The following is a 23,525-nucleotide window of genomic DNA, read 5'->3' as shown; positions in this document are numbered from 1 at the left end:
ACATGTCAAATCAATTGAAACTTAAAGGAAATTGGAACGAGCTAAAGGGCAAACTTAAGGCCAAATATGGAGAGCTCACCGACGACGACCTCACGTACGCTGAAGGTCAGGAGGACCAATTAATCGGTAAACTCCAGCAAAAAACCGGGGTAGCAAAAGAAGAGCTGAAGGAAATGATCTTCGCGGAAGAAGAAAAATAAACCACTGATTTCTACAATCGTAGGTTAAAGACGGGTCCACCATCAATTGGGGACCCGTTTTTTTTTGCTTGATCCCTTGTGGTCGTAATCACTTCTCCCTTTTACAAGACATGTGCGGCGAGTCAACGGATCCCACTGCGGGTTACCGACCGCATCGTTTGAATCAGTCCGGTTTATTGCGAAAGGAAACCTGGGCATTGGTCAATTGTTCGGAGAATTTTTCTCCTCCCTTGATGCCGAAATCCAGCGTACGAATGGGGAAAGGGATGGTAATCCCGTGTTCATCGAACGCTTTTTTGATATTCTTAATCGCCTGATTTTTTGCAACAATATAGGCCCGGTTTTCACGGGTGTATTCCAGCCAAATATTGACCGAGAAATCTATGGAACTATCGCCAAACCCCTTCCAAAAAAGGGAAACATCCTCCCCCTCTATTTTTCCGGGCACATCACTGACGGCCTCCAAGGCTACTCTCTCTACCAGCTCCAAATCCTCTCCATAGCTTACCCCACAATCTATCCGTATTCTTCTTCTACCTGCTTCCGTATAATTAATGAAATTTTCTTGAAAAAGGAATCGGTTTGGAACGTACACCATCGGACCATCAAATGTTTTTACCTTGGTCACCCGCAAGTTTACGTCCACCACATTACCCATGATGCCGTCGTGGGTTTCGATCACATCCCCGATGGCATAGGGCTGCTGAAACGTAATGTAAATACCGGACATAAAATTGGCCGCCGTGTCCTGAAAGGCAAATCCCAGAGCCAGGCCAAGTATCCCAAGTCCGGCAAGAATGGACGTGACTGTACCGGTAAGGTTTAAGATAGACAGTGCCAGCATTAGTCCTCCTACCATTATTCCAAGGAAGATCAGGCGGCTCAAAAAACGGCTAATCGTTTCATCCAGATGTACATTGATCAGCTGCTTCTTAGAAAAACGCTCGACGAAACGGGCGAAGAAAAGAAAAACCATAAAAACTAAAATAGCCAGGACAAGATTCGGTAAATAGGCTACCAAAGCAGTGAGCCATTTTTCCAGCTTATCCAGTACTGTTTCAAGTAATTTGGGGGTATTCATTGCATCCATCTGTTTTAGGTGTAGCTTTTCGTTCAAAAAAATATAGCCTAACCAAAAAAAGGCAGCTTCTCATCCATTGTATTTGACTCACACAAAAAAAATGGCTACAATTATTACACCAAAATGATCTTTTTTATGAGATTTCTGGTTACATGATTCGATTCCGATGCGACATACAAGAAAACTACCCATGGTTTCTCACAGCTATTTCGTCTATTTTCTTTTGCTCCTTTGCTTAACCTGGATATCTTGTGATCCCGAGCAGACAGAGGCCGATCTTCGAAACGGTCCTGCTATGGAAGATTGTACGGGCTTCGCCTATCCGGATACGCTTTTCTTTATTACAGAAACCGGGGATAATTTTGTCAATCCGGTAGGTATTGAAGGATCGGGGACTTTTTCGGTGTTTCCAGAAGGGTTGGTCATTGATCCCCAAACCGGCACCATCGATATCAATGCCAGCGAAACCGGATTGAAATACCAGGTTAGCTTTAGCCAGGGTGAAACTACCTGTGAGTTTTTTGTAAGCATAGGCGGTATCAATTACCTGGATGGTATCTATGTGGTGGACCAGGGCGCTGCGACGGTAGTACCTGTTTTTAATGGAACTCCTTCTGCGCTGCCCGTATGTGAGGATGACGACGATGATGATGACGATGACGATGATGACAGTGATGACGAGGATAGCGATGACGAGGATAGCGATGACGACGAGTGTGCGTTTGACGAAGTGGGTCCCGGCGGAGAACGCCTGGCGGATCAAGGGCTGATCGTAGGGAATCAAACCGGGATAATTGACCTCCAACAAAGCCTTGAAAATAATTTCTTTGGAGTCCAACCAGTAAACGGCACCGAAAAAGACGTTACCCTCTACTACCGGCTCAGCGATGGCAGCATGCGCGCGTTGAATTCGTTGGGAATAAAATTCTTTTATTTCGAAACCATGGACGATGTGCCCCAGGATCTCATCAACGAAATCCAGGAAAAACAAGGGCAAATCGTATCTGCCAAACCTTCTGCATCAACCATGCGTTTTAACTTTAGCACACCCAGAACAACCCGCCGATTTTCGCCCGAAACACGAAGACCTAGGCCGCCTTACCTGGTCGTTGTTTCGCGCCTCGCGCGGTAATTGCGGCGACAAATGGCTTTATGGATAAAACCCGGTGCATACACTATCTATCATTTTTTTTCCTGCTTCTACCTGTTGCAGGAATGGGACAGGAAAGCGATTGGTTGGAGAACTACGAGGCAGCTGTTTCCTATTTTTATGCCGAAGTCCCGGACGCAAAAACCGACAGTAGCGCCATGCACTTGTTCCAGGGGATCATTGAAGCCCAGGCAGACGGGATGGTACCAGACACCGTTTTGCTAGACGCTTACGAAAAGCTAGGCACGCTTTTCCTAATCCAAAACGCGCCGGAAAAAAGCATACAAACCCTTAAAAAGGGAATTCTAACTGCCAGGAAAAACAACCTATCGGACTCGTTGCTCTTCCATTCCTATTTGTTTATGGGGGAAAACTTCTTTTTAATGAATCAGGCGGATAGCAGTATTTTTTACCTGAACCGCGCGGAAGCAGCCTTACGCACCAAAGCCGATAAAAACGAAACGGGGAGGCTCTACAACTCTCTCGGCGTTATCTACTACGAATCGGGTAATTACACCCAGGCTGTCAATTACTTCTCCAAGGCAAAGTCAGCCCTGCTGGAGGACCGGTCTCTGGATAATTCTACCGCCACAGAATACGCCTTATTTAGCCTGCTCAGCAACGAAGCAGCCGCATGGACCAACCTAAACGCCTTTACCAAAGCGGCCGATCTATACACGCAGGCATTGGAGCTAACCATTGACAGGGATGAAATCATGCGCAAGCTGGCCGCACTATATGTAGAAAAAAATGCGCCGGACACCGCACTTTATTACCTGCAACAGACCGAGCAACAAGCGGCCGCCGGTAATCGACTCCACCAGAATATCCTGGCTGATATTTACCTGTTGACAAATCAGCCCGATAAAGTGATCGATTTGCTGCAAGATGCGGCAACAAAAGAAATGAACCCCGGAACGAACACGCCAACTGCGAACAATTACCGAAACGGGGAATCATTCCAATTACTGGGAAAAGCATGGCATCAAAAAAAACAATACAAGAAAGCGCTTCAATCATTCCACCTTGCCCTACTAAGTTTTGATGAAAGCTTCCAGCAAACGGATGTTTTTCAGAACCCTATGCCGGGAAATGTAAACTGGGGAATGACCGACCTCTTTGAGACCCTTTTACTCAAAGCAGAGACCGCGGGTTTATTGGCAAAGGAAACCCAGGAAGTTTCGCTGCATCGGCTGTCCTTTCACACCTACCAAACGGCTTTCGATTTGGTGTTTTACATGAATAATTTGTACGACAATGAAGAAGCACGGATATTTTTGGGCGAGGCCGTACGCAAAGGCTACGAATCGGCAGTAGCGGCCGCCATAGACCGTTACAAACAAACCAACGATCCCAATGATTTAATTCAAGGCTTCAGCTGGGCAGAAGAAAGCAAAGCCACCGCACTGGAACTCGCACGTAACGAGGCCCGAATAAAAGAAAAGGCCGGCATTCCACCCGAACTTCTTCAACAAGAAAAGACCCTAAAATTTCAGCTGACCCGTGCCAATAGGCAGTTGATGGAAAACTATTCTCCCAAACGGGCCGAAGAACTCGAGGCCGCCGTACGAGATAGCAAGCTGGCGCTAAGTCGGCTGTACGCTTCCTATAACGATTTTACCGTGTATTTTTCCGAAAAGATAGCTGCCGAGCGCATTGAATTTTCCGCGCTTCAGTCCCACGTGAATTCGAACAATCTAGCAGTTCTTTCGTACTTCTTCGCGGCGGACGATGTTTTTTGTTTTACCCTGACTCCGCAGGGGTTGAAACTAGCCGAGAGCAGCGAAAAAGCGACCGTCACCTCGACCATCCGAACACTCCAATCCTCTGTACTCAATTCCAGAGGAAATCGCCGAAAAGACCTGGAATCGGCAGCTACCAAAGCGTTCCAACAAGTGATTGCCGAAGCTTACACGGAGATCGAAGACTACCGCGATTGGATCATCCTGCCGGATCAGATTCTCGTTCACGTTCCTTTTGACATGATGCTGGATCCGGCAGGACAATTTCTGGTCGAAAACCATGCCCTCTCGTACCTCTATTCTGGCAAATTCCTTCACGAGGATTCAGAAAAACCGGCCGGAGGTCAAAGATTGGGCTTTGCTCCCTTCACCGGTCAGGATTCCATGCCCCATCCTGCATTCGAACCACTACCCTATTCCGGATCCGAAATTGATGTCCTGGCGGGTCTGGCTTTCACCGGCCAATCTGCTACCAAAACGGAATTTCTAAAACATTCCGAAAGCGCTTCGCTGATCCATCTGGCTACCCACGCGTTTTCCTCATCCAAACCCGGCACGGATCCCTTCATCGTTTTTTCGCCCGCTGAAACCGACCACCTGCTGTATGCAGAAGAATTGTATCAATTAAACCTTCAAAACACGTCACTGGTATTTCTAAGCGCCTGCCAAACGCACACCGGCACCTTGATCGCCAGCGAAGGCTTGATTAGTTTGTCCCGGGCCTTTTCGTACGCCGGATGTTCCAACGTCGTTAGCAGTATCTGGAAAGCCAATGACAAAGCTACCGCTTATATTAGCCAGGAGTTTTATCGTTGGGTGGATCGGGGATACAGCTTTCCAGTTGCATTGCAGCGGGCCAAAAATGCCCTGAGAAATGATCCCGAAATGGCTCAATTTCATCATCCGTACTATTGGGCTAATTTGGTATTTATTGGTAACAGCACCGAACCGGCTCCCGCATGGATCCGGTTTTGGTACCTTTCGCTTTTGCCGGCTCCTCTCATCTTCGCTTGGTGGTTGTCGAAAAAAAGCCCGGGAAAACCCGGACTTTTTAACAGGTAACCAAGCAAATCAATCAATCTCAATTTCAATTTCCGCGTCTACCGCGATCTTATCGCTTATTTTTCTATAAATAGAGACGTTACTTGTTCGACTGATGACCATTACGCCCGTTTCATCCAAATCGGCATCGTCCAGTTCCGCGCCACTGATCGTGGAAAACCAACGGGAAGGAATAAGCTCGAAGAGAATAAGTGGATTGTTAACCCGATCGACCCGAAAACCACCATTTTCTGCCTCAATTTCCACTTCAAAATCGATTTCGTCACCAAAATATTCATACCTAAATGGAACTTCCTCATTGTCACCATTTGTGTAGGTGCCGTTTAATTGAATGGAAGGCTCGTTTTGATAGTCAATCAGATCTATTTCCATTTCAATTTCCTCATAAATGCCTTCCGGAATCTGAATAAAGAAATCCGCATCGCTGTCAAATTGGTCAAATGTAACCTTTTTGATTTCGTCAAACTCGATTTCGTATTCCCACTCGTCTCCATCCTCGTCGTCATCGTCATCGAAGGACCCGGCCGCAGGTAAACCCTCCGTATCGAAATCCCCTTCCAATTCCAATTCAAGTTCCTGGATCTGAATAAACCCATCGGTAAAGTGTAGCCCTGTTGCGTTTGTTCTGGCATTGGCGGCCGTAGTCGAATTTCCTTGCAATTTAAAAAGCAGTCCCATGGTTCCGTCCCCGGTTCCGGGTACGATATCCTCCTCGGGAGTACAGCCTATCGAGGCGAAGAACAACATCAGAACAATTGCCGAAATCAGATTTTTTTGTTTGTGTATCATTTGTTTACGTTGTTTAGTTTTCCTTTGGTTGTACCCAGGCAGAAAGATGTAACCACTATCCGAAAAAAAAATGAAAAAATTTTAGATACTGATCTGGATCGGCCTCTGGGACACCTAACGAAGGGTTTTCAGGCGAACGCTCAACTCTTCTGTCCAGGAAAAGCTGGAGCGGTATTTGTGCTGATCGTCTCCCTTTATTTTTTTGATCATTCGTAGCGCGTCTTCATACGCCTCCTGTTTCAAATACGCAAGTGCCATGTAGAAGTCCGCCTCGTCTTGAAAATTATCGGCTTGGTTGCTGGCATTCTCTGCTTCCAGCGTTTGTAGGTAACGCAACGCCTCCGATGGCTGATTTAGTTCCAAAGCGGCCGCACCCAATAGTAATAGTTCCATCGAGCTATATGCTTCCGGTTCACTCCCCTCGATTGCCTGAAACATGTTCTTAAAATCTCCTTTCAAATAAAGCGATTCGAGCAAATTTTCCTGCTCGGCAACTCCCCGGTCCGCCGTGATTTCGTAGGAAAGGTAGTTTGCTTCGAAAAGTTGATTGCCGTCATTTTGCAGCAGGAAAAACCCATAACCCAGGGTACCCAACAAGGCTACACTGGCTGCGATCCTCCCCCAAAAATGCAAGGGACGTACCTTGTTTTCGAGTTTGGGGGTGGAAATGGACGTAAAATCCTTGTTTTCAATGCGCTGTTTCAAAAAATCGTGCTGAATCTCCTTGATAGACGTTTCATATCCTTTGGATTTTATGGCACGGAGCGTGTAGCGATACAGGTTCACCCGATCGCGAAGCGACGGGTCACGTTCCAGTTCCTTCTCGAACAATTCTTTTTCGTCGGACGTGAGGTTTCCGTCCAGGTATTCTACCAGATAAGGATCATCGTATTTCTTTTCCATTTTCCAATGCGTTTTTTACCAGTTGGTAAAGTTGGGGATTGCCTTCGATGCGATCAATTAATTGTTTCATGCACTTGTATTTTGTATTCCTGGCCACTTGCTCGTTTGTATACCCCTCCGCTTCGCTGATCTCTTTCATCGACATGCTTTCGTAATAAAATAAGTGCAACAAACGCTTACACTTGCTCCCAAGGCGTTCAAAGAGGGACAAAACCAATTGGTAGCCTTCCATTTCCTCCATCGTTTTGCTGATATCCTTCACTTCCCTTTCCTGTTCACTCGTATACGCCCGGTCCCGGTTAGCCCTACTCTTTTGTTTTCTTAGCGTGGTCAGCCAGATGTTGCGGTTGATACCATACAATACCGAATTGATACTGGAATCTCCCCGAAATTTTCCGGTTTGCACCATGTTGAGAAATACCAACATGGTCTCCTGTATGGTATCTGCGGCATCCGCTGCTGTTCCGCTATTCTGAACGATGTAATTCTCCATAACGGCGTAATAACCTTGATATAGCTGCAGAATGGCTTCGTTTACCTGATTGGATCCAGCAAGTGCGTCAAGTAGTTCCTGGTCAGTCCAAACCGTACCTTTTTTCATAAGTATCCGTTTCTTAGTGGTACCAAATGTAACCAATGTAACCAAATTTGAGAAAAAAATTAGGTTGCCCGTGGCACCGGGATTCCATTTGGGAAAAAAACGCCCTTTTTACCGCGCATAACCCCTCCGCGCACGCCATTCCAATCCTGTTTTCCAGACCATTCCCCTTTGAAACCATGGCAAGACCTTGCGTACGTATGGCAGCAAAAAAAAGGACTATAAAAATAATATACCGAACTTCTGACAATGCCTGCATGGACTGTAGTGGTAAAAACCTGAACATCGAACCACCCGTCCTCCATTGAAAAAGGGAAACGGGATAAGACCCACCGATAAAATCGATCAAATCCTCAAACGGAAGACTTTAAATATATTTTCCTAACTTGGCCAAGTTACACTAAATCTTACTATTCGACCGCTAAAACAGCCAATTACTCTATTGGGTTATACCTTAGGAATGAAAAAATATCAAAAGTTATCCGGCGTTAAAGAGATTGCCAGATTAGCCGATGTGTCTATAGGTACCGTCGACCGGGTCATCCATAACCGAACGGGTGTTTCCGCAAAGACCAAATCGAAAATAGAGAACATCATCAAGCAGCTTAACTACCAGCCTAATATCTTAGCCAGCCGACTGGCTTCAGGAAAGGTTTATCGGCTTGCGGTACTGATCCCTAGAGGATCCGAAAGAACCGACTTCTGGGATACCCCCCTCAAGGGCATCAAACGGGCGGAGGAAGAAATCAGGCAATACGGTATCTCTGTAGCCACCTTTTTCTTTGACCTGAATGACAAAAGCACCTTTATCGCGTCGACCGAAAAAATTAGGCAGCAAAAACGCTTCGACGGGGTCCTGATGGCCCCCTCCTTCGTCAAAGAATCCATTTCATTCACACGGTACTGCCAGGAGCATTCCATACCGTTTGTCTTTATCGATAGCAATATTGAGGTAAATGGGAGCCTTTCTTACATAGGTCCTCCCCTTTTTCAAAGCGGATTCCTGGGAGCTCGCCTCTGTACCTTTGGTATGAAAAACACGAAAAAGATTTTGTTTATCACCATTTCCAAGGAAAAGAACCGGTACAATTACTCCAAAATCGAAGAAGGATTTAAAAACTATTTTTTCGAAAATGACGTAGACCACCAACTGATCAAACTGACGATCACAGACACGGAAAAAGAATCTGTGTTTCGGAACCTCGAAAAGGCTTTCGTGAAGCATCCGGATATTGAGGTCATTTTTGTAACCAATTCCCGGGTGTTTTCGGTAGCGCAGTTTCTGGAATCAAAAAAACACAAAAAGATTCATCTCGTTGGTTATGATTTTTCCAAAGAAAACCAAAATTACCTAAAAAACGGATTGATCGATTTCCTCATATGCCACAAGCCGGAGGAACAAGGATACCGGGGACTTATGAGTCTGTACCATCACCTGGCCCTTAACCTTCCGGTGGATCAAGTGTATTTCATGCCTATCGATATTGTCACCAAGGAAAACCAGGATTTCTATCGGTAACGGAGTAATGCTCCTAGCTGTCCATGACCGGTAGATATAGCACCCCAGTTTTTTTGAATCCGTTTACCTGTCACCGATCCATTCCTGCCGAGTGATTTCATAAGCCGCAGGTAGCAATAAAAATGTACACGTACCTGTATCGATAGACACGAATGTATGGCTTCACCTGCTTGAAAGATTAGTGGCAGAATCGGACCAAATGGCCATTCCCACCGGATCCTCAATACGACAGGGCTTATCGGGTCTTTCAGCAAACGCGTTGCGTGTCGGAACACATTTTTCTAATCATGCGCCGGCGTAAATGATCAGTAACAAACCGGTAATAAAGCAGGCAAACAAGGCCGAAAGCCATACATTAATTTTCGTAGAGGCTCCTTCAAATTCTTTCCCAATAAAAACTCCCCAAAGGGCTGCCCTATCAAACAAGACCCGGGTTCCCGCTGCATCGGAGGTAGGGATATCCGCATGCAGGTCAACCGAATAATCCCAAAAATTTGCGAAAGTACCGCCATGCCTTCCTTCCACCGGCATATCGGCTTTGGGGCCCTTCCCCGGCATATTGGCCCTGACCTCGGCATCGCCAGTAGCTGTATTTCTCCCGGGTTACCCCTGCAACGGATCTTTAATTTTAATCAAGTCCTGAATGATTGTCCCCGCTTGATCAAACCTCGCCAGGGTATAAATGTAACCATCCTTTCCGATGGCGATGGAATTGACATAAGTCGGGATGGCTCCATCTGCGTACAGAATCGGTCCGTGATCGATGTAGTTGCCATCCGGTATTCGGAACGTAACCAAATGCAGGTTTTCGAGACCCTTCGCTGCGCCCTTTGAAATTGATTCAACACCTTCGACCCGTTTTCCATTTTTATAGATGGGTCCTCCGGTCAGGTAGTAAATGGTGTCGTTGTCGATGCAGTGGTCGAAACCCAGGTAACCGTAACTGAACTGGTCAAACATTCCGCTTTTTCGGGAAGGTTCGGAGACGATCCGTTCCACAAGCTCCACGGTTTTTTTTCTGGGATCAAAGCGGAACAGGTAGCCGGAATTGCCATGCACACCATAGGCAACTTGCTCGGACTCGTGCCAGAAAATCTTTCGCCAGTTATACGCCATACTTCCCGGTCGGGTCGGATCATATTGCCCAAAATAATCCAAACGCAGGTGTACTTCCTCCTGCAGCAGTTTTTTCTGCTGGGGATCGTATCGAAAAATAGCTCCATCGGCGGTGGAAAAATAAACGCTGCCGCATCGGGGATCTACAAACAAGGAACGGCAAAGGGTCCTGAAATCCTTCCCGGGGGTTCCCGCTTCTCCAAGGCCGGAAACCGGCCCCAGGTCCTGTAGGGTCTTCGCTTCGGTATCGTAGTGGAAGAAACGCCCCGTAGGCCAGGTGATGCCATAAATCTGAGCGCGGTCCAGATCCATGGTCATGGACAAGATTCCTTCGCCCCCAGGTAACACTAGCAAATCCTCCACCTCCCGGCTGGCTAGATCGTAGGACAAAAGATGTCCTCCGGGATAGGTGGAAACGCCATTTGGCGGATTCTCCGGCATCCGCTCGATACCGTCGACCAGTTCATAAAAACCGACATGTGTACCAAAATACAGCTTCCCTTGTCTCTCGTAAAACGAAACATGGCTTTTTCCCTGGGGAACGGCGTTCTTGGAGCCTTCGCCGCATAGTTCAGTCAAGTCTCCGATATACACGATTCGATCCTCGCCCGGCTTGTATTCATAGAATCGGCCTCCTGTTTCCAGGGATTCGGAGGAGAGAATGTAGTAAATACTGCCATTGCTTGCACAGGAAATGGCATTGTAGGTGTCGTGCGCCAGTTTAAAACCAGAAAAGTATTTTTTTGCCTCCAACTGTTGGCCCGTATTTTTTGTCGTGTCGATTGCCATTTTTAATGCGTCCTATCCATGATAAGAGAGGTTTAAATAAAGGATCTAATTGGGTAACAGACCGGATTGCACCTGGTGAACACCGACCTGTTCCGCAAGCCGATGAAATTCATGTAAGATCTCGATTTCCAGGGTAGCCGCCCAGGTACTTGGCATCCCGTAGACCATTTGGGAAGAAGCTCCTTCGTAGCCCCCCTCCCGGAGGATGGTGGTGGAGGGGATGTAGCCCATTACATCATTTGAGTAGCCCATGACCATCAGGTCCTGTCCAAAAACCTTTTTAAGCTCCAGCGCATAGGCGACTACGGTTTCCCCTCCCAAGGTCATGATCGGCTGATCTCCCAGGGTCCACACCTGAACAGGAAAAGGATACGAAGTCAAAACCGGCAGTCCTTGCTCGCGCTCTTCCTTCATGCGGGTCGCCCACCGCTTCTGATAACCCGAAGCGGTGGAAATAAATGCCGTCAGCGTTTCCATGCTTGGCGGAGTGGACAAGGCCAAATCGATCTCCGAATACGCCGTTTGGATACGTGCCTCCAGGGGTCGCATCCCCTCGCTCAACACCCGTTCCACGGCGGCAGCCAGGCTTTTTCCGTATTGTTTCGCGAGAAAAACCGTCCTTCGCGGGAGGGGATTTTGGTCGGCCCCTGCTCCCTGGAAAAACAGGGCCACGGCGCCCGGATAATTTTTTTCCAGTTCCAACTGGGCAAAACCCGGATAATCGCCAGAAATCGCATAGCCGCTTAACACCGTCGGATGACAGGCATAACCAAATGCAATGGCCAGGATCTCTCCCGCCACATTGGCTACCTTGATTACCGGTACCGCATAGTCGTTAGGTCCCCGCAGCTCGGTTTGCTGCAGCAAGCTGTTCTCTGCGTTGTTTCTCCGGTTTACCTGAAACCGGGTCACGCCATTTTCCACAAACAAATGCGCCGGTTGAAGCGAATCCAGCGCTTCCTCCACCAACAGCAACGTCTCGGCAACCAGCTCCTCAGAATACGTGCTTACCCGTTTCTTTTGTGCTTCGTCCAGGGGATAAATATCGGAGAGGGAATTTTCCAGTACCGGACCGGAGTGGGTATGGGAACTGTTGATAATGATCTGGGATTTTTCAAGCCCGTATCGTTCTTTCAACCCAGATCGGATGCGATCCGATAGGCCTTTTGGCATGCCAAGCAGGTCTGATGTGATCAGCACTACTTGCTTACCGGAAGCATCTTCCAAGGCGAGTGCCTTGATCCAAATGGGATGAAGCATGCCTTCCGATGGATGATTCCTTCCGCCATAACCAGCCAGCCATATCGGATCCTTCGGTGTGATGTCTATTTTGGACACACCGGCCTTCCATTGCATGGAATCCAGATCTTTTCCTACAAGGGCATATGCGGCCTTCATACCGAGTAAGGCCATGGAGAATATCAATACTAAAGATGTTATTGTTTTCATGAGTTGATTTGGTTTAATCTACTTTCCTTTATTTCGATGCCTGACTGAAGCGGTGTATTAGATTCCATTTTTTTAAAGCCTCATAAACCTTACAATATTACCTGACATTAGATCCTGCCGGATCGCAGGACTTGCCTCTTCTTCCCGGAGAGCAGCAATCCTTAAGGCCCCGGTTCTGTAATCCAGAATGGGCGAATGGCTGCCAAAGCCGAATTTGTCTTTTCCAAAGGTGCTCATCAATCCTCCCAGATCGACTATATTCCTCCCGGAGGTATCCATGAAAACGTTAGCCCTCTTGATCAAGGACAAGCCTTCCTGTTCCATGGCGGTACTATTGGCAATATTTAAAATCATAAATTGGCCATCCGGAACCGCTTTGATGATGGGCAAAATATCCTTCAATGTCCATTCGTCGGTGATGTCCAACCAGGAACTCGGTCGGCTGTCCACCATTCGCAAAGTGAGACCGACAGGCACCCCCCTATCGCGCGCTCTTTTAACCAACTCGACACAATGAGGATTGGTCAATTCATACCGGTGGTATTTGGGAAATAGTCGAATCCCTTTCATTCCTAATTTCGAAAGACTTTCTTCCATATCTCTTCTCCAACCCGAATAAATCGGATTGATGACGGCGAAAGGAAGTAATCGTTCCTTCCACCGGCCGTTCGAACGGATCTCAGCATGCAGTTCCTGGTTGGCAGCTTGTGTATTTTTATAAAAAACACCATTCATGTTGGTCACCAGGGAAATGTCCACCCCAAACTTCTCCATTCGTTCAACGGCGGATTTACAGGAATTATTCGTTACCTGACGAAAGGGCCAATGACCCACGTATGCGTTGCTGTCAATCCACATTTTTTCCTGATTTTTTTAAAATCGAGTTGTAATTATCAAAAAATATCTTTTTTCGCTGATTTTCATTTAATTCAGCTGCCAAAACATGGCCTACACCCTGATAAAAACTGTTATCGCATCCAAATAATAAGCGGTCTTCACCCAACTGCTCCAATGCAAAAGGAATGATGTCTGCCTCATTGTTGCTACCAGAAAGGTCCACGTATACATTGCTATACGGTTTTACAGCCTTGCAAGCATCCAACCAATCTCCTCCCCCTCCTAAATGCGCTAGTTGAAACATGGCTTCGGGAAAGCGTTCCGCAGCGATAACAAAATCCTCGGGGGTAGAAACATTTTTAGGCTCTCTGGCATCTAAAACTACCCGTGATCTGCCGATTCCCATATGCATCAAAATGATCATCTTTAAATCAATGAACTTCTCAATTATGGGATAAAATAAAGGGTCGCTTAATTTAACGTGATTGTATAGCTTCAATCCCACCATCCCATGATCCATACACCGATCGATTTCATCCATCGATTCTTGAAGGTAGGTCGGATTCAGCGTGGCCTGTCCAATGAAACGATCAGGAAATTTTGACACCGCACCTAGTATCAGGTTGTTGCATCGAACGAATTCTTCCGGCAATCCCTTGCTTCCCGGAGACATGGGTCTGGAAATAACCAGCTTTTCGATTCCTAGTCGATCTGCAAAATCAATCTGAATTTCAGGGCTGTCGGGGGTAAAGTATACATGTGCATGGGAGTCAATTTTTCGGTACTTTAGCACTTCATCCATCAAATCCGTGGCTTCATCCAGGGTCTCGCCTGTACCTGAAAAATCAATCAAATCACTACCTAAGGCAAGGCCGGAAGCAGTGGCCGCGGCGTGGGAAAAGAATTTTCTTCGGGTAATATTTTTAGACATAACCGTTTCTATTTAACGCAAGAAAAGAGTTCAATCCTCCTGGACAGTTGTTTTGAAAAGCAAAGCCAGACATTGTCTTTCGATTCATTATCCTCGTACATGCCAAACGAAAACTTCCTTTCATACAGTAGTCATTCATTTCCTTTTCCCCTTTTCAGGGATCAGGATTTAACCAATTCTCCGGCATGGTTTCTTATTTTTACCAGAGCCTCCGCGATTTGCTCCATATCATTTTTGGTTCCGAGTAACATGTATTGCGTAAACCATACTGCCTGCTCACAAAGTAAATCGTTCTGGGGACAACTAGAGGTTTCAACCCATTCCTGCATGGCTTTTTCACCATATAGCTTCAAATAGTGCCTGTTTTTTGCCAAGCGCTGCACGTAATCTTCTTTATTCATACTTCGATACCCGCCGGAACAAGGAACACCTTCCGCAGCCAGCGCTTGCAAAAACCTCGATCGCGGCATGTCAGCAAATTCACGCTTGTCGTATCGGAACATGTAGAGATGATAGGCACTTTCGGTTACACCCGAATACAATTTTGCTGGATAAATCCCGGGTATTTCACGTAACAACTCCGTAAGATACGTTGCATTCTGCGAACGTGTCCTGGCCTGACTCGACAACATGTCCATTTGTGTCGTCAATAAATTACCCTGAAACTCTGTCATCCTCAGATTCGACCCCCTTGTGGATCGATAGGTACTTGAATCCGAATCGGTTCCGCGGCTCTGATTCTGGAAATTAAACGCGTTCCTTGCGAACGCATCATCATTGGATAGAACCGCGCCGCCTTCTCCTGAATTTAGGTTTTTACTCGATTGAAAACTGAATGCGCCGGCCATTCCAATCGTCCCCACTTTTTGTCCCTTCCACTCAGCCAAATGTGCCTGACAAGCATCCTCGATGACTGGAATATCGTGTCTGCCTGCAATTTCCATGACCGTGTCCATATCCGCCGGAGATCCTCCAATGTGGACGGGCATAATAAGTCTGGTATTTCGAGATATTGCCTGCTCGATTTTAGTGGCGTCAATTTGAAAACTCTCTAAGTCGGTGTCCACAAATCGCGGTAACGCGTAATTCAACACAACAACGTTATAGGTGGCAATGAAGGTGTATACCGGAATGATTACTTCATCCCCTGGACCAATATCCAACACTCCCAAAGAAGTGTACAGGGCGTTTGTCCCGCTGGAAACCCCTAAGCAGTGTTTGGCACCAGTCAATTCCTTGAATTTATTTTCAAAAGTAGCCACCGAATTTCCACTTAATCTACCCCATTTTTTGCTTCTCAAAACGTCAACCAGCCCCTGCTCATCACTCTTTCCAGCAACAGGCCATCTCGGAAACTGATCCGGGTGTGCCTTGGGCCCGCCCAAGAGAGCCGGCTTCTTATTTTCACTTGGGAGGTACGCAAAAGCAGGTCCTCCGAGGGTAACTCCGGCACTAGCCAAAGTCATGGCGCTTAGAAATTTTCTTCGGTCTAGGTGGCAATTCATAGTTTCTATCGGTTTTAGTATCCTTTTGACGAAAATAGTCCATCGTGTTCCTCTCAACGTGACCAAACCTTCGGTTTACCCTGCACTTAGTCAATGGATTCCATCCAGACCAGTTGATCATTTCGAACCGACGCGGCGGCAAAATGGCCAGTGAGGACTTGAATCCCCTTCGCCGTCTCAAATGCTAATGCACCGGAATCATCACAGGACATGATATAGTCCCTGCCGTCGAGGGTATCGATGGCGATGATGCCCGATCCCTCCAGGCAGGTTACATTTTTCACGAAGGGCAGGTTTCCTTCAAAGCCCTCAAAAACTGACATAAACGTCTTGAGGCCTTTTCCTTTTGTCCTTCGGACAATGTAGGGGATGGTCGCACCAATATCTGCATTCTTCCAGTCCCGCTGGCCCCAACCGTTGGCAAGGAATACCCTCTCTCCGAGCTGTCCCACCGACCAGGCCGCGACCGTTAAATCGGCCCCAGCTTTCCATTTGGTAACCCATACGTGATTTCCCTCAGCGGTTTTCACTTCTGAAAAGTCGTAAATGGAGGATTCTTTCCAGGAGCTTGTCGGTATGCCATTTATTTCGTGAATCTCTCCGGTAGCATGAAACACGTAATCCTGAATTTCCCCACCCGCTACCCGGAAAAAATCTACCGCATAATTATGACCGTTTCCGTGATCAACCAATACAGAAGTACGCTTGTAGGTACTTACTTCGACATATGCCGAGGAAGCCATCTCCATTATCTTTATTTTTTCAAAGACTTTGTAATGCACTGGTTCACCTCCCCTACCCGCTTTGATCTGGTCTTTTTCGTTCAGGACTACTGTGTTATGTGCCAGGGTCCGTATGTTTTGAGATTTCTTGGGATGGTCCCATAAATAACCCAGGTCCGAGAGCAATTCTTTTCCCTTTTTCCAGTAGTAAAGGTTTAGGCTGTCTTGTTCATGGTGAATTCCCCAATGGCTTGCACTTAGCAACAGTAAACTTTCTCTGCCGTCCTTCCCGGACCGCAAATGCCCTATCCGAAGGTGAGGAGGGCACCAATCTGGTAAATTCAACGCGTCATCGGCCCTTCGCTCAAGACCAGGGATGCGGTAGTAAAGGGAAAAAGAAGAAGATCCGTTGGGTTTGGTAAGATCATACGGCAAGGTAAGAACAGGATCTACCGTAGTGGTATTGAACGAATTAGTAAATAAAGGCGATCCGCTATGGAGAGAGAGCGTTGGTGTACACAATGCTTTCAAAAGGGATCGGTAGGAAGCCTTCTCCGGGTAGTTGGCTACCATTAGCTCTACATAAGCCACGTCAAGTCCCGTGGTGGTAAATGAATCAGCATAGGGCGGGTAAGCTAAATCCCCCTGCAAGCCATTAAAAAAAGCTTCCCAAACACGGTGATAGTTGGTGTCACGATAAAGGTTTAGATCATCCATGCGCGTTCCTTCATTATCCCTGAAACCTGCTGGATCCGAATAGCCAAGGGAAGCCTGGGCCATATCCCAAATCCCCCCCAAGGTCATCAGGCCGTAGAAAGGCGATTCGCTAGTGGCACCGTCAGGTAAAAACCATTCATCTACCGTCTTTTTGAATCCCTCCAGTCCAAACCTGAACAAGCCCGGATGTCCCAAACACCTTCCCACCAAAGCCACCGCAGTCCGGTTGCTTACCGATTTGTTATTCAATCCTTTGTCTCCGACCAACAGAAGCGTACTTTCCAGTAATAAATCCCTTTCAATAGCTGTTTTTTCAGCAGTGGAATACACAGGGCTACCATCCGGATAGCCTGCGTTGCAGGTAAGATCATAGGCAGCGACTGTTTTTCGTATAAAATCTGATTCCAAACCTACACCGCTCGCCCTTCCGGCACTCCAATATCCGGTCCAAAGACTGTGGTCAGGCTTATTCGGGGGAGGACACAATTCAGGCCTGGGCAGATTATTGATGGTCATGGCCGCTATCTTCGGATCGATGTCTGCATATTCACCGTATCCTACATGAACCAGCCAATTTGGATAGCAATGCGCAAGGCGAAGCAAGATTCTACGACAAGCCAACGCATATTCCAGATTTCCAAAAAGCTGAAAACCCTCCGCCAGCGTCTTGCTAAACCCTGCTATCCATTGAACCTTCCGGGATCGTATATTCGCACTGAAAGCAGGTCTGCCTTCTTTATACCCAAAAACCGGAAACGGTTCTCCCCCGTAGAATTTGATCGTTTGTGGTTTGCCCCAGTTGGTTTTTAAGACAATGTTCTCGGGATATCTACTATTTGGAAAAATCTCGCCACATTCCGTACAGGTTATCTGTTGGGGCAAGGCCACATCCCAGTGCCACAAACCATGGGGATGGACCGGCATTCCTTTCTCTCTGCAAGAAGGACAAGGCGTCCACAGTGGGTCCCCCGGTGTGGTCTCTTCGATCATCATTTCCAAAAAATCATCCGTAATCAGTCCTACGTGATTCTCTATAACATCCTGAATCCTTGTACCGTGTACCTTCGCCCAATCATACTTTCGGATGTTTTCCTTTGCATTGGCGACATTTTGCTCCTTAATGGTCAGACAGGGGTGTTGAACCGAAGTCCTGTATTTCTTCCAGTCGGACCAATCTAAAAGAGGATCGGCAGGGGAGCCATGCGGTATCCGGGGCATGCGCTCAGAAAACAGTGGCTCGCCAAGATACATCCCCATGCTCCATACCGAAGCCTGCTTTAAAAATTCTCGTCGATTTTTAGGCACTTTTGTCATGGGATACAACTAATTCATTTAACCGATCATCCGATCCCTGTCGGACGACTACTCAATCTCGATCACTACAGGGTTAATTTCAGTGAAATAAGCGGTATTACTGGTTATTTTCATGCAAAGCGAATCCAAAAGCCTGTTGGGTAGCTATGCCTTGGTAAACTCCTTTTACCCAGAATCTCCTGAATGAGATAGCGGCCATCGGTTAATTGGAACGACCAAAAACAAGTAGAACCGGCAAGGATCGAATTCCCCACCCATAGCCGGGTGGACACCTATTGAATCAAAGGATACTCCTTCGCCTTTATCCCGATGTTTACTGCCAACTTTACTGCCTCCGACAGGATCCGTTCTTCAATATCGAAGGCCCAGGGAGTGGTAAAGATGGGCGAGCGCGTCCCCTCGTAACCCCCTTCCTTTAACACGGTCTTGGTAGGGATATAGGCCATGACATCGTTGGAATACCCCATAACAAAGGTATCCGGGCCAAACAACTGTTTCAATGCCAGGGCGTATCCGACCAACAATTCCCCGCCAAAAGAGAAAAGGGGCTGGTCTCCCAATTTCCAAACCTGGACCGGATAGGGATAGGACGTGATCAACGATTCCCCATTATCCAGTTTGGCGATTAAGACTTTCGCATTTTGCTTCAGGTATTCGGGATATCCGGAGTTTTCACTCGTAATGTCCAGCAATTCCTCCCGGCTGGGGGAAGGTTTGGCAAACGTCAGCTCAATTTCAGTATAAGCCGTGGCCAATTCACTTTCCAATGGTCTCATTTCTTCGTGAAGCACCCGTTCTACCGCAGCGGCCAATTCCTTACCGTATTGTTGGGCCAGGGGAACGGTCCGTCGGGGCAGGGGGTTCTGGTCGGCACCTGCGCCCTGAAAGAAGAGCGCGGTGGTTCCAGGATACTGCTTTTCCAATTCCATCTGGGCAAAGCCGGCATAATCTCCTGAAATGTAATAGTCCGCCAATACAGTCGGATGACAGGCATAACCGAAAACCAGGCCCACCATTTCACCCTTCTGGTTCGCTATTTTCAATACCGGTACGGCGTAGTCATTTGGACCATTCAATTCCGCCTGATGTACCAGGCTGGCCTCCTTATTATTTCTCCGATTTACCTGAAAACGAGTCACACCGTTTTGGGCGTACAGGTGAACCGGTTCCAGCGATTGTAGGGTCTGGCCTACCAAGGCAACGATTTTTTCCTCCAGATCTTCCGCATACCTTTTGATTTTATCCAATTGCACCGGATCCAGTTGGAATTGATACCTGGCGTAATCGGTTTCGGGTCCGGTATGGGTATGGGAACTATTCAGGATCACCTGTTGCCTGGACAATCCGTACTCCCCCATTAGCCGATCACGTATTCTACGGGAAAGTTCCTGCCGTATACCCACCAGATCGGTGGTGACAAGTACCGCCAGATTTCCGGAACGATCTTCCAATACCAGGGCTTTTGCCCAGATATCGTGCCGTATACCTTCCGAAGGGTGGTCCCTGGCGGCATATCCAGCCATCCACATGGATTCCTGCGGTGTAATGGACACGGAAGACACCGCGGCCCTCCAACCGGAAGGGGACTGCTGTGAAAAAGCAGGCTGGCAGATCCCGAAAAATCCGAGTGCCCAGATAAAGTAAAGGGTTAAGCGATCAGTCGTTGATTTCATAGTGCTGGGTTTTTCGTTGGTTTTCGAATGCATTCGCTGCAAAGGATCGGCCTCAACCGGTATCCTGTGTTTGCTTCACAGTTTTCGCGACGGCTCCGGTAATCCGGTCTTCGATATCTCCCTTCCATCTCCAAGCCGGGTGGCCGTATTCATCGAGATGCGGACCGCCCTCGTAGCCCCCTTCCTCCCATACACGTCTGGAGGGGATGTAGGCGGCCATGTAATTGGCATACCCGCACACCCAGGTCCGTTGGGGAAACTCCTGCTTAAACCGGAGGGAATAATCCACCACCGCCTCTCCTCCCATTCCGATAAACAGCAACTCTTTTCCCATCTTCCAGGCTTGCACCGGAAAGGGATAGCGATTGGAAAACTTTTCTCCGGCTTCAATTTTTTTTATCATGCGATTAGCCCACCGCGCCTGCAAGGGGCGACTACCGCTGGCTATGGGTTTCAATTTCTCCAAATCAACCAGTTCCTCGTAGGCCAAATCCACGTAGCTAAAGGCGGGCGATAGGACGGGCGAAATGGACTGCATTTTCGTTCGCAGGACTTCTTCCACGGCAGTGGACAGCATTTCTCCGTATTTTTTGCATAGCTCCACCTTTCTTCGCGGTAGCGGATTCTGATCCCCTCCACATGCATTGAAAAACAAGGCGGCGGTGCCTGGGTAGTTTTCTTCCAAATTGATTTGGGCAAATCCGGGGTAGTCGCCACACCAGGTAGTGAAATCCAGGGTGGTAGGGTGGCATGCATAGCCAAACAAAACAGCCAGGTAGTCTCCTCCCGGTGCTTTTGCTGCCAAAACCGGCACGTAATGGTCTACCGCTCCTTTCAGCGGGAGGCCTTTGGCGAGCATTTCCGGAACTTCCGCCTCCTTATTGTCTCTCCTATTTACCGCAAAGGTACAGGTTCCTTCTCCATGTAGCAGCGCGCAATCCTGCCAGTTGGCCAGGGCTTCCGCTACTGCAGCCACCACTTTCTTTTCCATCCAACCGGTGTATTCGATCACCTGCGCACGCTGCTTTTCATCGCTGGGGTAATAATCCACCAAATCATCTTCCAGACAAGGCCCGCAATGGTTGTGGGAAAAGGCTAGCATGAACTCCGACCGGGCCAATCCAAATTCTTGCTGTACCACTCGGAACAGCCTTTCGTAAATGGTTTTAGACATACCCATATGGTCGGTGGTAACCAGAACCACACGCCGGCCAACTGCGTCTTTTAACGCGATCACCTTTGCCCAAAGATCGTGTATTTTTCCGTCGGCCACTCGTTTTCTGCCATAGCCAGCCAGCCAAACACCGTTGGTAGGGGTAATGACCGCCTTCCCGATGCCTATTTGCCATCCGGCATCATGGGATGTGTTTGATTTACCCGATAGTCCAAAAGCATTTTTCCCTCGGTTCCAGGCCGTTTTTTCGCTTGGAAAAACGCGAACCGATGCCAGTCCAAATGCGCTTGTTGAAAGGGATTGGATAAATTTTCTTCGGTCGATGGTCCGGTTTTTTTTCATGTTTGCTTGATGAACTGGTCTGGGTTGACAGCAGGCATTCGCTGCGGCCAGACCCGATGAATCCCCCACTACCTACCGATCGAACCGACGCGTGGCAGTGGGGGATGACCATTGGGCTACTTGGTTTTTACTACTCGATCACTTCCAGCGGAGGGACATTATTGGCAGCACCCGTATATCCCAGGTTTTGATTGATCCTTCCGAGGGTATTGGAATTGACCATGTCGTCGTCGATGGGCCACTGAAAATGGTAGGGCATGATTCGGGGCCGCTGACCCAGGAGGATGATTTCATCGGTACGGTCATAGAAGTTATTCAAGGTTCTTACACGATCATAATACCAGTTCTTTTCGTGGAGGCTTTCCAGGCTGTATCCACCCTCGTTTCTGGCAGCCATGATGTAAGACACCCGGTTCAATTCGTTTTGCCGGGGCTCTTCGGCAAACAACTCCCGGGCCCTTTCGTCAAATATGAAATCGATGGTCACCTCACTGGCGCCGATTGCGGGAGCATTGGCCCGTTGCCGGACGGTATTGATATCTGTGGCGGCACTGGCCAAATCGCCTTTCCAATAATACGCTTCGGCTCTCAGGAGATAAGTCTCTGCCAGTCGAAAGATGTACCAGTCCCCGTTACTTCCCATGGGAATGCTGGTTTGATCTGGCGCGTTCGGGGAATAGGTTTTGTAAAAAGGAGACGGGTACACCCTGGCCCAATATTCGGAAGGAATATCCATGTTTTCGGGGTCGAATGGTTCCATGTATTGAGAGGAAGCAGGATTGTTGTAATACAGTTCCTCTCGGTCAAACCAGTTAATATCGGCCCTTCGCAAATCGGGGGTGGTGGTATAATCAAAACCGGCCTCTTCCCAAATCTCGTAACTGTGCCAATCACTTAAGGCCACATCCGGATTGCCCCTTCCCAGCGAATCGTAAAGCGGTCCCCTATCGATGGTCCCCCGGTTGCCGTCTTTGTCTTTACCGATGGAGGAATGCCACCAGGAACAGTTGTACACCCGCATGGTAAACAAGCCGGGGGTCCGTGCCGTTGGTGGTGCTTCCCACCTGTCTACGAAAGCCAAAATCGTCTCGGTATTTTGCCCGCTATTCTTATTCGCATGTCGGTGAAGATCCCAGATTACGTTTTTAGAAGGGTCATCTGCCTCCACGCCAAATCGGTCGGTCATCAGGGCATAGGGGCCATTGATAACCCTGTCTGCCGAAGCGATGGCCTTGTCGAATTCCATATTGGCCAGGTAAATCTTGGTGAGCAGGTGATCCCCTGCTCCCTTGGTCGGTATCCCCGGTGCAGCCGAAACCGGCAAATGCTGCACCGCAAACTCCATGTCTGACTGAATCTGATCCAGAATGGCCCATCTACTGTGGGTCTGAAAATCAAGCCGGACTCCCCGCACCTCTTCTTTTAAGAAGGGCAAATCCCCATAGTTTCCGATCAACCGGTAATACCAGTAGGAACGGTGCCAATAGGCTTCTGCGAGGACTTCGTTTCGATCCTCCGGATCGGCCCATTCCAGATCGTCAATCCGTGTAATGGCCACATTGGCATTCTTCACCATTTCAAAGATATCGTTGATCTGGGTAACGAACTGCTGGTACCGGTCGGAATTGGGGGTAAGGGCTGTAAAGTCCATTTGTAGCCAGGGAACACCGGCTTCAGACGCCGCCCATTGGTGGGCCATGAAGTTTTTTTGCGCGGTTTGTTCCCGGGTAAGGTCCTTGCGCATCGTTACCAAAAGCGCTTCAAAACCAGCCCTGTCTACGAATACGTTTTCGGTGGTAAAAAAGGACAGGGGCTGGGGCTCGAGAAAATCCTCGTTACAAGCTGTGGTCGTAAAAAACAGCAGCGTTAATATAAGGTATGCATTGATATATCGTTTCATCTCTTCGGCAAT

Annotated in this window: 18 protein-coding genes; 4 read left to right on the top strand and 14 right to left on the bottom strand. The window is 48.0% G+C overall.

Annotated features, from left to right (window positions below):
• Positions 1-2 precede the first annotated feature (2 nt).
• A complete protein-coding gene (locus GCU44_RS18070) occupies positions 3-200 on the top strand; it encodes a CsbD family protein (protein ID WP_154858340.1) in 198 nt (65 codons plus the stop codon).
• A 163-nt stretch (positions 201-363) separates the two neighbouring features.
• On the opposite strand, the gene GCU44_RS18065 is transcribed toward GCU44_RS18070, so the two are convergent.
• Positions 364-1,281, bottom strand: coding sequence for a mechanosensitive ion channel family protein (locus GCU44_RS18065; RefSeq protein ID WP_161993970.1), 918 nt, complete (start codon positions 1,279-1,281; stop codon positions 364-366).
• 295 nt (positions 1,282-1,576) lie between these two features.
• Between GCU44_RS18065 and GCU44_RS18060 the strand changes: the two genes are divergently transcribed.
• Both GCU44_RS18060 and GCU44_RS18055 read left to right on the top strand, forming a co-directional pair.
• Positions 1,577-2,413: a hypothetical protein gene (locus GCU44_RS18060; protein ID WP_154858335.1), complete on the top strand. Its 837-nt coding sequence runs from the start codon at positions 1,577-1,579 to the stop codon at positions 2,411-2,413.
• Between the two features lie 83 nt (positions 2,414-2,496).
• The gene (locus GCU44_RS18055) at positions 2,497-5,235 is read left to right on the top strand and encodes a CHAT domain-containing protein (protein WP_161993969.1); all 2,739 of its coding nucleotides are present in this window, start codon (positions 2,497-2,499) and stop codon (positions 5,233-5,235) included.
• Between the two features lie 9 nt (positions 5,236-5,244).
• Here GCU44_RS18055 and GCU44_RS18050 read toward each other — a convergent pair whose 3' ends face one another.
• The 3 genes from GCU44_RS18050 to GCU44_RS18040 form a co-directional block, all read right to left on the bottom strand.
• Positions 5,245-6,024, bottom strand: a complete 780-nt coding sequence (locus tag GCU44_RS18050) for a hypothetical protein (protein WP_241685014.1) — start codon at positions 6,022-6,024, stop codon at positions 5,245-5,247.
• Between the two features lie 114 nt (positions 6,025-6,138).
• A complete protein-coding gene (locus tag GCU44_RS18045; protein ID WP_154858331.1) occupies positions 6,139-6,927 on the bottom strand; it encodes a hypothetical protein in 789 nt (262 codons plus the stop codon).
• Positions 6,908-7,528, bottom strand: a complete 621-nt coding sequence (locus GCU44_RS18040) for an RNA polymerase sigma factor (RefSeq protein ID WP_092178339.1) — start codon at positions 7,526-7,528, stop codon at positions 6,908-6,910. The genes GCU44_RS18045 and GCU44_RS18040 overlap by 20 nt, the downstream gene beginning before the upstream one ends.
• A 457-nt stretch (positions 7,529-7,985) precedes the next feature.
• Here GCU44_RS18040 and GCU44_RS18035 point away from each other — a divergent pair, with 457 nt between their 5' ends.
• Positions 7,986-9,044, top strand: coding sequence for a substrate-binding domain-containing protein (locus GCU44_RS18035; protein WP_154858329.1), 1,059 nt, complete (start codon positions 7,986-7,988; stop codon positions 9,042-9,044).
• 285 nt (positions 9,045-9,329) lie between these two features.
• Here the strand turns inward: GCU44_RS18035 and GCU44_RS23090 are convergent, their stop codons facing one another.
• From GCU44_RS23090 to GCU44_RS17985, 10 genes are all read right to left on the bottom strand, one after another.
• Positions 9,330-9,569 carry a hypothetical protein gene (locus tag GCU44_RS23090; protein WP_162533412.1) on the bottom strand — a complete coding sequence of 80 codons (240 nt, stop codon included), beginning with the start codon at positions 9,567-9,569 and terminating at the stop codon, positions 9,330-9,332.
• A gap of 78 nt (positions 9,570-9,647) precedes the next feature.
• Entirely contained in the window at positions 9,648-10,949 is a 1,302-nt protein-coding gene (locus GCU44_RS18025; protein ID WP_154858325.1) for an SMP-30/gluconolactonase/LRE family protein, read from the bottom strand.
• A gap of 45 nt (positions 10,950-10,994) precedes the next feature.
• A complete protein-coding gene (locus tag GCU44_RS18020; RefSeq protein ID WP_241685013.1) occupies positions 10,995-12,398 on the bottom strand; it encodes a neutral/alkaline non-lysosomal ceramidase N-terminal domain-containing protein in 1,404 nt (467 codons plus the stop codon).
• A gap of 72 nt (positions 12,399-12,470) precedes the next feature.
• Positions 12,471-13,256, bottom strand: a complete 786-nt coding sequence (locus tag GCU44_RS18015) for an amidohydrolase family protein (protein WP_154858323.1) — start codon at positions 13,254-13,256, stop codon at positions 12,471-12,473.
• Complete coding sequence (locus GCU44_RS18010) at positions 13,246-14,166, bottom strand: amidohydrolase family protein (protein WP_241685012.1); 921 nt, start codon at positions 14,164-14,166, stop codon at positions 13,246-13,248. Before GCU44_RS18010 ends, GCU44_RS18015 begins: the two co-directional genes overlap by 11 nt.
• 161 nt (positions 14,167-14,327) lie before the next feature.
• Entirely contained in the window at positions 14,328-15,671 is a 1,344-nt protein-coding gene (locus tag GCU44_RS18005) for a DegT/DnrJ/EryC1/StrS family aminotransferase (RefSeq protein WP_154858321.1), read from the bottom strand.
• Positions 15,672-15,757: 86 nt separating this feature from the next.
• Entirely contained in the window at positions 15,758-18,424 is a 2,667-nt protein-coding gene (locus tag GCU44_RS18000; RefSeq protein ID WP_154858319.1) for a heparinase II/III family protein, read from the bottom strand.
• A gap of 272 nt (positions 18,425-18,696) precedes the next feature.
• Positions 18,697-20,097 carry a neutral/alkaline non-lysosomal ceramidase N-terminal domain-containing protein gene (locus tag GCU44_RS17995; RefSeq protein WP_154858317.1) on the bottom strand — a complete coding sequence of 467 codons (1,401 nt, stop codon included), beginning with the start codon at positions 20,095-20,097 and terminating at the stop codon, positions 18,697-18,699.
• Positions 20,098-20,149: 52 nt separating this feature from the next.
• Entirely contained in the window at positions 20,150-21,613 is a 1,464-nt protein-coding gene (locus GCU44_RS17990) for a neutral/alkaline non-lysosomal ceramidase N-terminal domain-containing protein (RefSeq protein ID WP_154858315.1), read from the bottom strand.
• Positions 21,614-21,743: 130 nt separating this feature from the next.
• A complete protein-coding gene (locus tag GCU44_RS17985) occupies positions 21,744-23,513 on the bottom strand; it encodes a RagB/SusD family nutrient uptake outer membrane protein (protein ID WP_092178355.1) in 1,770 nt (589 codons plus the stop codon).
• Positions 23,514-23,525: the final 12 nt, after the last annotated feature.

Source organism: Cyclobacterium xiamenense (assembly GCF_009467825.1).
Classification (GTDB): domain Bacteria; phylum Bacteroidota; class Bacteroidia; order Cytophagales; family Cyclobacteriaceae; genus Cyclobacterium; species Cyclobacterium xiamenense.
Note: the sequence above shows the minus strand (reverse complement) of the source record. Positions and strands in the feature narration are given on the sequence as shown.